The sequence below is a fragment of the Niastella vici genome (assembly GCF_002077945.1).
Lineage (GTDB): Bacteria > Bacteroidota > Bacteroidia > Chitinophagales > Chitinophagaceae > Niastella > Niastella vici.
The window spans coordinates 79188-92639 of record NZ_LVYD01000024.1; the positions used below are offsets into that span (position 1 = coordinate 79188).

Below are 13452 nucleotides of genomic sequence, written 5' to 3' on the forward strand. Positions count from 1 at the left end.
GCCTTTTTATTGTGGCCCAAGAGAAAAATTGACATGGACTTCATTCGTCAAAGCTTTGCATCGCACGTTGCAATAACTTTAGCCTTGGCTCAGGGCAACGCAGGATCTTGCGGAAGTTGAAAGTGCTTACACTTAAAACCGGATGGTAAAATGCTGTTTAACCTTAAACTGGTCGCTAAAAAATACCAGTCCAATAAAAAACAGGTCAATCGATAAACTCACAGCCTGATCGGCTTTAATAGCGTCCCAGGCCTGTTCCATTTCGGTGCTCCAGTGTATATCATCAAAAATAACTATACTACTGGCATGCAGGTGAGGTAACAATTGCTTAAAATACCGCACCGTGGGTTCGTACCGGTGATTGCCATCGATAAAAGCCAGATCAAGTTTTGGCAGGGTTGTAAGTATGCCGGGCAACGTATCGTCGAAATTACCGGTCACCTGTTGAATATTCGGGCATTGAAGCCTTTCAAAATTCCGTTTTGCCTGGGTGGCAACGGCACTACTGCCTTCGGCCGTAATAATGCGCGCCTGCGGATTGGCCAGGGCCATATAGGCCGTTGAAATGCCCAGCGAAGTGCCTAATTCGAGTATAGTTTGGGGCTGGTAATAATTTACGATTCGAAATAACAGCTGCGCCAGTTTTTTTGATTTGGCCGCATGCCGCGCAATGGATGCAATGGAGCGTTGATTGGTTTTGCTGATGGCCGAACCGGCCCCAAAGTCTTCCACTTCAATCACAGCTTCATCGCGCAGTAATTTCCTGCGTAATGCTTCTACCTGGTTATATGCATAAAAATTGCGTTTGTCGATCATTACCCGGCGTACGAAATCATATACAAAGGGTGAATGAATACCATGGCCCCTGCCATTGGAAGCAGTGAGGTAATAATCGGCATATTTTTTTATGAGCTGCCAGGAAGAGAACATAGGAAATTAAGAATTCAGCATTAAAAATTAGAAATGAAAAAGAGGGGGCGCAAAGTTATCTTTCCTTTTAATTCTCATTTCTCTTTCCGCTGCCACACCTGAAAACTGTAGTCATAAGCGTGTTTTTCATCGGCGGTAAAATCGAGTTGTGAAAGCAATTCCCAATCGGCTTTATTCATTTCGGGAAAGAAGGCATCGCCGTCGATGGTGGTATGTACGCGGGTAAGATACACCCGTTGGGTAACAGGCAGGGTTTGGCGGTAAATTTCACCGCCACCGATAATGAACGCTTCTTTGGCATCGGTCTCTGCAGCTGCGGCCATCGCCTCCTTTATATCGTGCACTACAAACGCGCCTTCAGGCTGCCAGTCCTTTTGACGGGTAATGATGATATTGGTCCTTCCGGCCAGTGGTTTGCCCAGTGATTCAAATGTTTTTCGGCCCATGATCACCGGCATACCCCAGGTGGTATTCTTGAAGAATTTTGAGTCGTTTGGCAACCTCCACAGTAACTCATTGTTCTTCCCTATTGCATTATTTTCGGCTGCTGCCACCACCTGGATTAACATCATGGAAATTAAAAATTAAGAATTATAAATTAGAAATGAAAAGTAAAACTCAACCTCTTTTGCCTTTGTCATTTCTTCCCTATACCGCCACAGGAGCTTTTATCGCCGGATGGCATTGATAATTCAACAGTGTAAAGTCTTCAAATTTGAAGTCAAAGATATTTTTTACTGCCGGGTTCAGCTGCATGGCTGGCAATGGAAATGGCGTGCGGCTTAATTGCAGGTCAACCTGCTCCATATGATTGCTGTAAATATGCACATCGCCAAAGGTATGAATGAATTCGCCCGGCTCCAGATCGCAAACCTGGGCAATCATCAGGGTTAGCAGGGCATAAGAAGCGATATTAAACGGAACGCCCAAAAACACATCGGCCGACCGCTGGTACAGCTGGCACGATAACCGGGGCTTGCCCGAACCGCCCGGGGCTGCACTAACATAAAACTGGAACAGCACATGGCAGGGCATCAATGCCATATTAGGCAGGTCGGCCACATTCCAGGCGCTCACGATAAGGCGGCGGCTATCGGGGTTTGTCTTTATTTGCCTGATCACATCACTGATCTGGTCAATGGTTTGGGCGCCTTCGCCAGCCGACCAGCTGCGCCATTGTTTGCCATAAACAGGCCCTAATTCGCCCTGCTCATTAGCCCATTCGTCCCAGATACTAACTCCATTATCTTTCAGGTATTTGATATTTGTTTCGCCCTTCAGGAACCACAACAACTCATGTATAATGCTTTTAAGATGCAATTTCTTGGTGGTCACCAGCGGAAAACCCTTTTGCAGATCAAAACGCATCTGATAGCCAAAACAACTGGTTGTGCCGGTGCCGGTGCGGTCAGATTTGAACACTCCGGTTTCCTTAATATGCTTTAAAAGTGCCAGGTATTGCTCCATGGCCGCAAGGTACGAAAAGGGATAATGTGCTAATTTGCCAATATGCCAATGTGATAATTCTGCCTAAAGATGGGGATAAGTACAAAAATGAAAGGCCGCCCTAACCTTTCAGTTATTGGGCAGCCTCTCAAATATATTTTGCAGAAAACAAAGAGATCAAAAGCAGTTAGTTTCGGCCCTTCGCCAACCGGCGGAGCTTAATGCCGTTCAGCCAAATTAAACCCGTTCCCGTTTACCACATGGCCATTGGAGCCATTAGTGCCACTCCCGTTCAATTTGGTGCCATTTTGCTGCTGTGCCGCCGGCGGATTGCTCAGCGACTTTGACAGATCGCCATAGATCTTCGACAGCAATTGATTATTGGTGATGAGTTTCCCTTCGAGGTCTTTTGTTTTTTGTTGTTCGCGGTTCAATGATTCCTGCAGCGAAGTGATCATATTCTGTTTGTCATCCAACACCAGTTGCAATACCGCCTGTTGCTGTTGTACTTCATGCAGGTTACGCTCCAGGTTCTCGATATGACCGGTTTTTGAACGCAGGCTTTCCTGATGCTGTCTGATCTCTTCCCGGCTGCGTTCTACTGCCTGTTGCCAGGCCGCCACTTCTTCCCGCTGCTGCTGCAATTCTTCACGCAGGGCATGCATTTCGCGCTCAAAATTCTCTTTTTGCGTTTGGGTCACCTGAACCTGTACAGTCTTATCGGCAGCTTCTTTTTCTACTTCACGGAACGTTTTTATGCGCTGCTCAAGCTGGTTCTGTAAAAATTCGATCTGCAGTTTCTTTTCCTGCAATACATCCTGCAAATATTGTTGATCAGTGATCTTATTCTTTAAAGCCAGCTTTTCATCTTCGGCTTTCGAAAGTACCAGCTGTAATTCCTTTATCTGTTGTTCGTAATTGCCGTGACGTGCTTCTCCGCTGGTCTGTATCTTTTGTTGCAGCACCGCATTTTCGTCTTTTAACTGCTGCACAGTTTTTTGGAACTGCTGTATTTGCATCGCCAGGTCGCTTTTTTCGCTTTTGTACTGTACGCCCAGCTCATCAACCTGTTTGGCATAATAACGCTGTAATTCTTCTGATTCGGAATGCGCTGATTTTGCAGAATACTCCATGTTCTTCACCAGGTTCTCGAGGCGGGTAACCTCGGCGGCATTCTTTTCTTTCTGTTCCTGCAACATGCGCAGCTTTTCCTGTAATTGCAGCACAGAATCCTGCAGGGTTTGCACCTGCAGCTGGCTTTGCTTCAATGCTTCAGGCACCTCCTGCTCGCCATGTACCAGTTTGGCATTGGCCTGGGCCGTATCTAACGCCTGCTGTAACTGGGTAACTTTTAACTTATAGCCGTTTATTTCCAGTTGTATGCGGGCATTGGCATCATCATTCTGCTTTTCGGTGCTGTATGCTTTGTTAAGAAGATCGGAGTATTTGCCCTCCAGCTCGCGAAAATCCTGCTCAAGGGTTGCATAATTCTCCCGGTACCGCCGCACTTCCTGCTCATATTTTTTGATCAACGGCTGGTTATCGGGATTGGTGCCACTGGCCAGCCAGTCAGGCACTTGTGTATTACCATTGGGTTCCGTAGCCACCACCGTATGAAAGCCCCCGCCTTCCATGTAAGCAGGTTCGCCTCCCTCGGCATTCTTTTTTTTACGTTTGTAGTGAAAAAAGGTGGTTACCATAAATGCAATCACAGTACCAGGAATAGCAATCCACAGTACTATTTGCAGAAACTGTTTTAACTCGTACATGGAAACGAGCAGGAATCCCAACATATATGAATATTTATAGGTACACGTTTAGCTAACAGAAACGATATGATGGTTTCAGAGGGACGGTGGATTAATTATGTATACTACGGTGTGGGGGGTATTGGCGAGGCTGGTTACTTTGTCAACTACTTATAAAAAACTTACTTAATACAATTGTTATTGTGCATCGTGTAAAAAAAAATCTGGCGCAGTTTTTTAAAGAAGTTGTAAGCGCGTAATCAGCAACTGAATCTGGGCTCAATAATAATACCAAAAAAAGGTTAAAACAAGCATTGGGGGCTTGTTTTTTCCACAATATGCGATGAAAAAATACGGTCTTCATTTACACATGCGTGCTTTCGCTCATGTGTTTTGGAGGCCAGGAATAACAAAAATTTAGAACTTCGTAGGGGTATTATAATTTTCAGTTGTCCCTATTGATAAAACTTTATTGGAAGCATTTATATTTGAAGCGGATTATCAACGCATTAAAGTGGCTATTCCGAATAACACCATGATTATGAAACCGCCGGCAGCTGCCAGCGAACGGGAATTTGAACAGCTATTTAAAGAACACTTTAAAAGCCTGTATGCCTATGCTTTCACTATTCTGAAGAATGAAGCTATTGCCGAAGAAATAGTTCAGAACGTATTTTACAAGGTTTGGGAAAAGAAGATCCCGGACACTATTCAAATTTCGCTTAAGGCGTATTTATACAAAGCCGTTTATCATGAAAGCCTGAATTATCTGAAACACCAGAAAATAAAAGCCCGGTATCAACTGCATGTTATGCAACAGTCAAATAACCATACCGACCAGGGTGCATCCAGGAAAATACTGGTGAAGGAACTGGAAGAAAAATTGCGCGAAGCCATGAATGCCCTGCCCCAGCAATGCCGTACCATTTTTCAGCTCAGCCGGTTTGAGGGACTGAAATACCAGGAAATTGCCGAACAGCTGGGCATATCCGTAAAAACCGTCGAGAACCAGATGGGCAAAGCTTTAAAACAGTTACGGGTTAAACTGATCGATTATTTACCAATCTTTATGTTAGCATTATTCTATATATAACGCACCTATCAACATTAAAAAATTACCCTTATTGAAAAGCTATACTCAAAATATGGATGACCTGCTGGTAAAACACCTTACCGGAGAAGCTACAGAGGCTGAAATGCGTCAGGTAGAGCAGTGGCTGGCAAACGATGAGGCAAACCGGCACTACTTTGAACATTTCAGGCTCATCTGGGAAGAAAGCGTACAGCTGGCCAATACCACACACATTGATTCGGCCGTTGCCTGGGACCGATTTCAAAACCGGGTACAGCAAGGGTCGTTCCCCAAAGAAAAGGCCCCGGTATGGTCAATGAACAGCAGCCTGATGCGCGCAGCCGTTATAACCGGGCTTATCGTAGGCATTGCCGCCCTCACCTATTTCCTGTTCCATAACAATCCCGGGCATATTGTAGCCATGAATACCATTCAGGCTACCAACGACGTGAAAGCAGATTCCCTGCCCGATGGTTCTGAAGTAACCTTAAACAAACACTCACAGGTATCATTTCCCGAAAAATTCACCGGCGATAAAAGAGTGCTGCAACTGAATGGCGAAGCATTCTTTCATGTTACACCCAATAAGAAAAAACCTTTTGAGATCCATACCAACAATGTGACCATAACTGTAGTTGGCACATCGTTCAACGTAAGAAGCCGTGGCGATACCACTGAGGTAATTGTTGAAACAGGCATTGTTGAAGTTGCTACCGAAAAACAAACCGTTGTGTTGAAGGCCGGACAAAGAGCCATTACCGGCATAACTGAATCTATTCTGCAAAAACAGACAAGTAGCGACCAGCTGTACAATTATTACCGAAGCAAAAAATTTACATGTGATGGTACTCCCTTATGGAAGCTGGTTGAAAAATTAAACGAGGCATATGATGTGCAAATAGTTTTTGAAAATGAAGCGTTACGCAACAAACCGCTTACCACTACTTTCGATAATGAACCGCTCGACAATATTTTAAACATCATTAAATTAAGTTTCAATATCTCTGTAGTCAAAGAAAAAGGAAAGATCATTCTACGCTAACTTGCACGCTGAATTTATAACCATGATAACACTACGGGGAGCCCTGTCAACCATCATTGTATTGATTTGTGTCACCTCGAACATAATTGCACAAGCCCTGCTCGACAGAAGGATCTCAATTGACGTAACCAATCAACGTTTTTCAGATGTACTGAAACTGATCAGCAGCAGGGGCAACTTTTATTTCTCCTATAACAGCAGCATTATTGCACGCGACAGCCTTATTTCCATTTCAGCATCAAACAGACCGGTAAAACAGGTACTCGACCAGCTTTTGGGTAACCAATACCAATGGCAGCAAAGTAACAATTACATCATATTGCGCAAAGCGCCGTTAACCGCTCCTGTGATGATAGCCAGCGCAACACCCAGCGCCGAAAAATTATATACCGTTACCGGTTTTGTATTGAATGGTGAAACCGGTGAAAAGGTGGGCAATGTGACCATCTACGAAAAAGAACGGCTCGTGTCTACAATGTCTGATGACAAAGGCTTTTTCAAAATAAGATTGAAAAGCCGGTACAGCACGGCATCGCTCACCATTAGCCGCGAAATGTTTGAAGACACAACAGTTGTTATTCAACCCAAATATAATCAGCAGGTAACCATTGTTATGACACCGGTTGTTGCCAGCGGCCCCATTGTGACCATAAGCCCGGTCGACAATGAATTACCCGATACCATTGTTGTTAAACCACCCACCGAACCATTTGCGGCTGCGTCACTTTCAAAAGAAGAAATTAACCGGGTTGAAAAAACCCGCTGGGGAAAACGGTTATTGTCGGCTAAACAAAACATTCAAAGTATAAACCTGAAAAAATTCTTTGCCGACCGTACGTTCCAGGTTTCCTTAACACCCGGTTTAAGCACGCATGGTAAATTAAGCGCGCAGGTAGTGAACAACTTTTCTGTTAACATGGTAGGTGGCTATACAGCCGGCGTAAGCGGCGTTGAACTGGCCGGCGCCTTCAATATCAATAAAAAAGACGTTAAGTATATGCAGGCTGCAGGGGCGTTGAATGTTACCGGTGGCTCCGTTACCGGCGTTCAACTGGCCGGCTTTCATAATCATGTATTGGGCAATGTAGACGGCGTTCAGGCATCGGGCTTTTCAAATTATGTTAAAGGTAATGTGACCGGCGTTCAGGCAAGCAGCTTTCATAACCATGTTTCGGGTTCATTAAAAGGTATCCAGGCCAGTAATTTCTCCAATTTTATAAAAGGAAACCTGGTAGGCATTCAGGTAAGCAATTTCTATAACATTTGTTACGACAGCGTATTTGGGGTGCAGGCGGCCACCATAGCTAACTTTGCACATGAGCAGGTATCAGGTATGCAGGCGTCAGTTATCGCCAATATAGCCCACCAGGAATTGAATGGCGTGCAGATCGCAACCATATTCAATTACGCCAAAAAATTACGCGGCGTACAAATAGGGCTGATAAACGTATCAGATACTTCAGCCGGTTACAGCATTGGGTTGGTCAACATTGTATTCAAGGGTATTCACAAACTGATGTTTTCAACCAACGAGGTAATTGATTATAACGTCGCTTTCAAGACCGGTAATAAAAAATTATACAGCATCCTGTTAGGCGGTTATAGTGAAAGAAAAGATACGGCGAGCTTCTACACTTTCGGCTACGGTTTGGGACATGAATTCTCCATCGGAAAAATGTTCAGCATAAATCCTGAGTTCACCACTCAAACCCTGCACCAGGGCAACTGGGACAATACCAATATCATGAACAAATTGCATTTGCAATTCAACCTGAAGCTGGGCAAATTCGTTACACTTTTTGCAGGGCCTTCCTTTACTATGTATTTTTCCGATGTGAAAAAAGGGGCCAGTACCATTCCCCCACCCCTGCCCAACTCCTACCACACATTTGACCTGTGGGATAATAATGTAAAAGGCTGGTTTGGCTGGAATGCCGGCATCGGCTTTTTCTAATTGCACGTAGGGGAACAATATTCGTCAGTTGTCATACTGCAAACAAATTGCTATGATAAATGGACGAATGGCAGTATGCCTTGGCGTGTGTTTTATGTGGAAAACCGTTGTCTTTGCACAAACAACAAACAGTAAGCCCCCAACGATAAAAACACCTGTACGCATAGCGCTCATCCCGGGATTAAGCTCGCAGGGAAAAAATGATAAATATACCACCAGTCATCTTTCGCTGAACGTATTAGGCGGAACAACCGGTGGTGTAAACGGCGTTGAACTTGGCACCCTGTTCAATATTGATAAATTGAACATGCAGGGCGTGCAGGCAGCAGGCTATTTCAATATTACCGGCGGTGATGTGAACGGCATTCAAATGGCCGGTTATTTCAACAGCACCAAAGGTAATTTAACCGGTAGTCAGCTGGCGGGCGATATCAATTATGTAAAAATGAACATGCGGGGTCTGCAGGCAGCGGGCTTGTATAACCAAATATCAGGGAGCTTAACCGGCGCGCAAATGGCCGGTATTTGTAATTATACCCGCCAATCGGTAACCGGTATGCAAATGGCCGGCATTGCAAATATCAATAACAACAGCATCAATGGCTTGCAGGCGGCGGGCATTTTCAATTATACCAAACACCTGCGAGGCTTACAACTCGGCCTCATCAATATCGCCGACACCTCTGATGGTTTTAGCATTGGCCTGGTGAATATAGTACGCAGGGGATATTACAAGATCACGGTCAGCACCAATGAAGTATTGAACACCAACCTGGCCATTAAATCGGGCAACGCCCGGTTGTACAACATTTTACTGGTGGGCGTTAATGCCGGAAACGATAATAAGATCTTCTCCTATGGCTATGGCATTGGTCATGAAATAAAAGCCACCAACTGGTTAACGGTGAACCCCGAGCTCACTTCACAATACCTGTATTTAGGCAATTGGAACTACACCAACCAGCTCAGCAAATTTCAGGTACTGGCCACCGTTAAACTCATGAAGGGCATTGCGCTTTTTGGCGGTCCCTCCTTTGCTGCTTATTATTCCGATCAACCCGCGGCAGAAAAAGGATATAAATTCCTGGTACCCGGCGAAAATTATCACACCTACGATCTCTGGAACAAAAACGTTACCGGCTGGATAGGCTGGACGGCCGGAATAAGTTTCCTTTAACCATAGGGGTAACCCACCCCATAATTGTCACAACACAAACACCCATGATCATGAAATCAAAAATGATCTCCCTGCTTGTTGCGGGCCTGATTTGCTATGCAACAACCTTTTCACAACTAACGCAAACCATCAGGGGCACTGTAACCGACCAGTTGCTGCAAACCCCGCTGGCAGGCGCCACGGTAAGTATAACCGGCACCAACAAAAAGGTGGTTGCCGATTCGCTGGGAAATTTCAGGATACCCAATGTGGCCGCCGGCACTTATAACCTCATGATCTCTCACATCAATTACACCGATGCGTTTGCCAGCAATATTGTTGTGAATACCGGCAAGGAAGTGGTGTTGACCATTGCCATGGAAACAAAGGTGAGAACCGAAAAAGCAGTAGAAGTAAGGGCCGGCAGCAAAAAGAATAAACCACTCAATGATATGAGCGTGGTGAGCGCCCGGGCCTTCACGGTTGAAGAAACACAAAAATATGCAGCGGCCGTTAATGATCCATTACGAATGGTTACGGGTTTTGCCGGCGTGGCCAGCGCCGATGATGGCGGTAATGATATTGTGATAAGGGGAAATGCACCTACCGGTTTATTATGGCGCATGGAAGGGGTCGACATTCCCAACCCCAACCACTTTAGTGAAGCAGGCGGCAGCGGTGGCGGTATTTCCATTCTGAGCTCGCAATTGCTGGCAAACAGCGATTTCCTCACCGGCGCCTTTGCCGCCGAATATGGCAATGCCTTAAGCGGCGTATTTGATCTGAAACTGCGGAAGGGGAATAATGAAAAAAAGGAGTATGCGTTGCAGGCAGGCTTACTGGGTCTTAATGCTGCCGCAGAAGGGCCACTGTCTGCATCGCATAGGGGTTCCTGGCTGGTGAACTACCGGTACTCTACCTTATCACTATTAAACAGTATGGGATTGAAACTGGCAGAAGGCACAACCAATTTTCAGGACCTGTCGTACAACGTTTATATACCAACTAAAAAGCATGGCATTTTTACGGTGTTTGGCTTTGGAGGATTAAGCTCCCAAAAACAGCACATTGAAACAGATAGTTCTAAATGGGAAATGCAGGATGACCGGTACGCCGGCAAATTTATAGCGAACACTGGCGCTACCGGCATCACGCATACTATTCCCATTGATGACCAAACCACCATAAGATCGGCCCTGGCATTTTCTTACACCGCCAACTCATATAATGAACAATATGCAGAGAGCAGTAAGACGGTTGTTGACAATTACAAAGACAACTACATAACCAAAAAGATCCTGGTCTCTTCTACCCTCAATCATAAGATCAATGCCAACAATGCATTCAGGGCAGGCGCCTATGTAAATCTTATCTTTTTTAAATATTACAAGCTGTCGAAAGAGAACCCCAATGCGCCCCTGCTCGAAAACATCAATACCAGCGACAATACGCAAACCGTACAGGCCTTTATACAATGGCAATACAAACCTTACAATAACCTCACGTTTAATGTGGGCATGCATTACCTGGCCCTGTTGTATAACAATACCGGTTCGGCAGAACCCCGGGCTTCGGTTAAGTGGGACCCTGATAGCAAAAGCTCACTTGCCCTGGGTTATGGCCTGCACAGCCAGTTACAGGGCATGGGTGTATACTTTGCCAAAGACGATCATAATTTATATCCCAACAAATACCTCGACCTTACGAAAGCGCATCACTTCGTGTTGTCATATAGCCGCCTGGTAGGCTACCGGTTGCGGGCCCGGGCCGAGATCTACTACCAGCAATTGTACAATGTGCCGGTAACAGTGAACAGCGAGAAAACTTTTTCAACCCTCAATATTTCAAACGAATTCATCACCGACCCGCTTACCAATACCGGAAAAGGCAGGAACTATGGCATTGAATTAACGTTGGAGAAATACCTCGACAATTATTTTTATTACACGGTGAACGGCTCGTTGTATCAATCGAAATATACCGCGGCCGATGGCGTGGAAAGGAATACCCGGTTCAACGGCAATTACCTGTTCAATTCAGTAGCCGGCAAAGAATTTCCGCTGGCAGGCCAACGCAGGGTATTGGGTATAAATATCAAAGTCATTTATGCCGGTGGTTACCGCACCACCCCCATTGACCTCGCTGCATCGCAACAGGGAGGCTATACCATCTATAAAGAAAAAGAAGCATACAGTTTACAGAACGCAGTTTACTTCCGCCCCGATTGCCGGTTCAGCATAAAATGGAACCGCACAAAATTAACCAGTACCCTCTCGCTCGACATACAAAATGTGATCAACCGGAAGAATATTTACAACCAGGAATATGACCTGCTGAAAAACACTACCGTTACCAATTATCAGAACGGGATCATTCCTGTATTGAATTATAAAGTAGAATGGTAATAACATGGCTACCCTGCACATAACACCATTAATCAATATTAAATTAACAACCATGAAAAATTTTCACCTGGCACTTTGTGTAATTTTATTATTCCTTATTTTTTCATCCTGCAGAAAGATCACAGGAAAAGGGCCCGTTGTAACAGAATCCCGGCAAACAGCTTCCTTCAACGGATTGGAATTAAAAATAGATGCAGACGTTTTCTTTACCCAGGATTCAGTTTATAAAGTAGAACTACAGGCGCAGGAAAATGTGCTTGACGAAATAGAAACTACCGTTATCAATAACAACCTGCAGATCCGTTTTCGCCATTCCAATACGCGCATCCATAGTAATGATGGTATTTCAATATATGTGAGCGGCCCCGATGTACGGTCATTGACTGTAGATGGTTCGGGTTACCTGGAAGCAACCGCTCCCGTTACACCGGCTAATCTTGGTTTATATGTAAATGGTTCCGGCAACATCAGGGTTAATAACGCCACTACCACCCAGGTCGATGCTAACATCGATGGGTCGGGACATATAACTGTTAGCAGTGGCAACGCCAATACGGCAAACGTGCGCATCAGCGGCAGCGGATTATTAGATGTTGCGGGAATAATGGTAAAAGATGCAGATGCCAGCATCAGCGGTTCGGGCAATATTAAAGTGTTTGCCACGCAAAACCTACACGCCAGCATTTCGGGCAGCGGAAGTATTATATATAAAGGTAATCCGGCTGTTACTACACATATTAACGGTTCGGGCACCGTAACACATCAATAGTTTTCTCATTTACAAAATTTCACTGACATAAAACAAGCCATAACAATAAGATAATACAAACTTAATACAGGCAGGCTCGTCTCGTTAAAAATCATGATTTTTATCAACAAGTCGCAAGTTTTTTCCACACACCGATTTTCCTATAATGAACAGGTATACATTTGGTGCTTTAAATGAGATTTCCCTAATAATTTCTTAACCCACTAATTGCCGCATTATGAAATGGGTGTATGTTAACCAGCCTTCTGCCTACATTAGAAAATATCAATTGACAGAAGGCGACGATGCTAAACTGGTTATTAAGTATAACCTCGATCAACAATCCGTACGCCTCAGTAGTGAAGAAAACCACCGGCTCTTTTTTATTGACAAAACAGGTTTATGGCATAACAAGACCATTTTAAAGAATGAATATGGTGTTGAAATTGGCCGCCTTGCAATCGATAAAGTGCATGGTACCGGCATTATTGAAATGGAAGGAAAGAAATATTATTACACGCTCCAGAACAATACCCAACTGGTAGTGTTTGAACATTCCATTTCCATGCCCCTGGCAGTTTGTGATATGACGGCAGCGCCTTCTTTCAGTTCACTGGCCGCTACCAAGTACACCAATGAAGAGTACGCCTGTTTTTTACTGGGCATTTGCTGGTACCTGTTCCCGATCACTGCAACCGAGCACCTTGAATATGCTGCTGCCACAGTAGCGTAAGGAATAAATTTTCGCCTCCTTTACATGATAAGAGGGTGTATCTTTTTTGATGCACCCTCTTTTTAATTTGGGCTCTCCCATAAATATCCGTCCCAGCCATCTCCCACTTTCGAAGCCAGGCCTCAGTTGACTCCAGCTTTCGCCGCATCGCCCACACCCCTCTGTCCCTAATCATTCCCTGGCCATCCGCCACCTTCCAAGCCAGGCCTCCGTTGATT

Annotated in this window: 11 protein-coding genes; 7 read left to right on the forward strand and 4 right to left on the reverse strand. The window is 44.9% G+C overall.

Translation table 11 applies throughout. The features are described from left to right. Positions 1–132: 132 nt before the first annotated feature. The 4 genes from A3860_RS07825 to A3860_RS07840 all read right to left on the reverse strand — a co-directional run bounded on the left by A3860_RS07825 (position 133) and on the right by A3860_RS07840 (position 4169). Positions 133–930 carry an O-methyltransferase gene (locus A3860_RS07825; protein ID WP_081145999.1) on the reverse strand — a complete coding sequence of 266 codons (798 nt, stop codon included), beginning with the start codon at positions 928–930 and terminating at the stop codon, positions 133–135. 74 nt (positions 931–1004) lie between these two features. After that, positions 1005–1502, reverse strand: coding sequence for a dihydrofolate reductase (locus A3860_RS07830; RefSeq protein ID WP_216823401.1), 498 nt, complete (start codon positions 1500–1502; stop codon positions 1005–1007). A gap of 76 nt (positions 1503–1578) precedes the next feature. Beyond that, entirely contained in the window at positions 1579–2397 is an 819-nt protein-coding gene (locus A3860_RS07835) for a thymidylate synthase (protein WP_081146000.1), read from the reverse strand. A 197-nt stretch (positions 2398–2594) separates the two neighbouring features. Next, positions 2595–4169 carry a coiled-coil domain-containing protein gene (locus tag A3860_RS07840; RefSeq protein WP_081146001.1) on the reverse strand — a complete coding sequence of 525 codons (1575 nt, stop codon included), beginning with the start codon at positions 4167–4169 and terminating at the stop codon, positions 2595–2597. A gap of 496 nt (positions 4170–4665) precedes the next feature. On the opposite strand from A3860_RS07840, the gene A3860_RS07845 reads away from it, so the two are divergent. From A3860_RS07845 to A3860_RS07875, 7 genes are all read left to right on the forward strand, one after another. Next, a complete protein-coding gene (locus A3860_RS07845) occupies positions 4666–5217 on the forward strand; it encodes an RNA polymerase sigma-70 factor (RefSeq protein WP_245843497.1) in 552 nt (183 codons plus the stop codon). A 31-nt stretch (positions 5218–5248) separates the two neighbouring features. Further along, positions 5249–6238, forward strand: coding sequence for a FecR domain-containing protein (locus A3860_RS07850; RefSeq protein ID WP_143773998.1), 990 nt, complete (start codon positions 5249–5251; stop codon positions 6236–6238). Positions 6239–6260: 22 nt separating this feature from the next. Continuing rightward, the gene (locus A3860_RS07855) at positions 6261–8192 is read left to right on the forward strand and encodes an STN domain-containing protein (protein WP_143773999.1); all 1932 of its coding nucleotides are present in this window, start codon (positions 6261–6263) and stop codon (positions 8190–8192) included. A 52-nt stretch (positions 8193–8244) separates the two neighbouring features. Next, positions 8245–9369 (forward strand): hypothetical protein, encoded by a 1125-nt coding sequence (locus tag A3860_RS07860; protein WP_143774000.1) that lies wholly within the window; start codon positions 8245–8247, stop codon positions 9367–9369. Between the two features lie 50 nt (positions 9370–9419). Continuing rightward, positions 9420–11753 carry a TonB-dependent receptor gene (locus A3860_RS07865; RefSeq protein WP_081146005.1) on the forward strand — a complete coding sequence of 778 codons (2334 nt, stop codon included), beginning with the start codon at positions 9420–9422 and terminating at the stop codon, positions 11751–11753. Positions 11754–11805: 52 nt separating this feature from the next. After that, positions 11806–12522: a head GIN domain-containing protein gene (locus A3860_RS07870; RefSeq protein WP_158085165.1), complete on the forward strand. Its 717-nt coding sequence runs from the start codon at positions 11806–11808 to the stop codon at positions 12520–12522. Between the two features lie 217 nt (positions 12523–12739). Beyond that, the gene (locus tag A3860_RS07875; protein ID WP_081146007.1) at positions 12740–13234 is read left to right on the forward strand and encodes a hypothetical protein; all 495 of its coding nucleotides are present in this window, start codon (positions 12740–12742) and stop codon (positions 13232–13234) included. Positions 13235–13452 lie beyond the last annotated feature (218 nt).

Bases quoted from the DNA above. Each gene is read 5' to 3' on its own strand.
- A3860_RS07825 (WP_081145999.1), bottom strand. From the start codon at position 930: ATGTTCTCTTCCTGGCAGCTCATAAAAAAATATGCCGATTATTACCTC.
- A3860_RS07830 (WP_216823401.1), bottom strand. From the start codon at position 1,502: ATGATGTTAATCCAGGTGGTGGCAGCAGCCGAAAATAATGCAATAGGG.
- A3860_RS07835 (WP_081146000.1), bottom strand. From the start codon at position 2,397: ATGGAGCAATACCTGGCACTTTTAAAGCATATTAAGGAAACCGGAGTG.
- A3860_RS07840 (WP_081146001.1), bottom strand. From the start codon at position 4,169: ATGTTGGGATTCCTGCTCGTTTCCATGTACGAGTTAAAACAGTTTCTG.
- A3860_RS07845 (WP_245843497.1), top strand. From the start codon at position 4,666: ATGAAACCGCCGGCAGCTGCCAGCGAACGGGAATTTGAACAGCTATTT.
- A3860_RS07855 (WP_143773999.1), top strand. From the start codon at position 6,261: ATGATAACACTACGGGGAGCCCTGTCAACCATCATTGTATTGATTTGT.
- A3860_RS07860 (WP_143774000.1), top strand. From the start codon at position 8,245: ATGATAAATGGACGAATGGCAGTATGCCTTGGCGTGTGTTTTATGTGG.
- A3860_RS07865 (WP_081146005.1), top strand. From the start codon at position 9,420: ATGAAATCAAAAATGATCTCCCTGCTTGTTGCGGGCCTGATTTGCTAT.
- A3860_RS07870 (WP_158085165.1), top strand. From the start codon at position 11,806: ATGAAAAATTTTCACCTGGCACTTTGTGTAATTTTATTATTCCTTATT.
- A3860_RS07875 (WP_081146007.1), top strand. From the start codon at position 12,740: ATGAAATGGGTGTATGTTAACCAGCCTTCTGCCTACATTAGAAAATAT.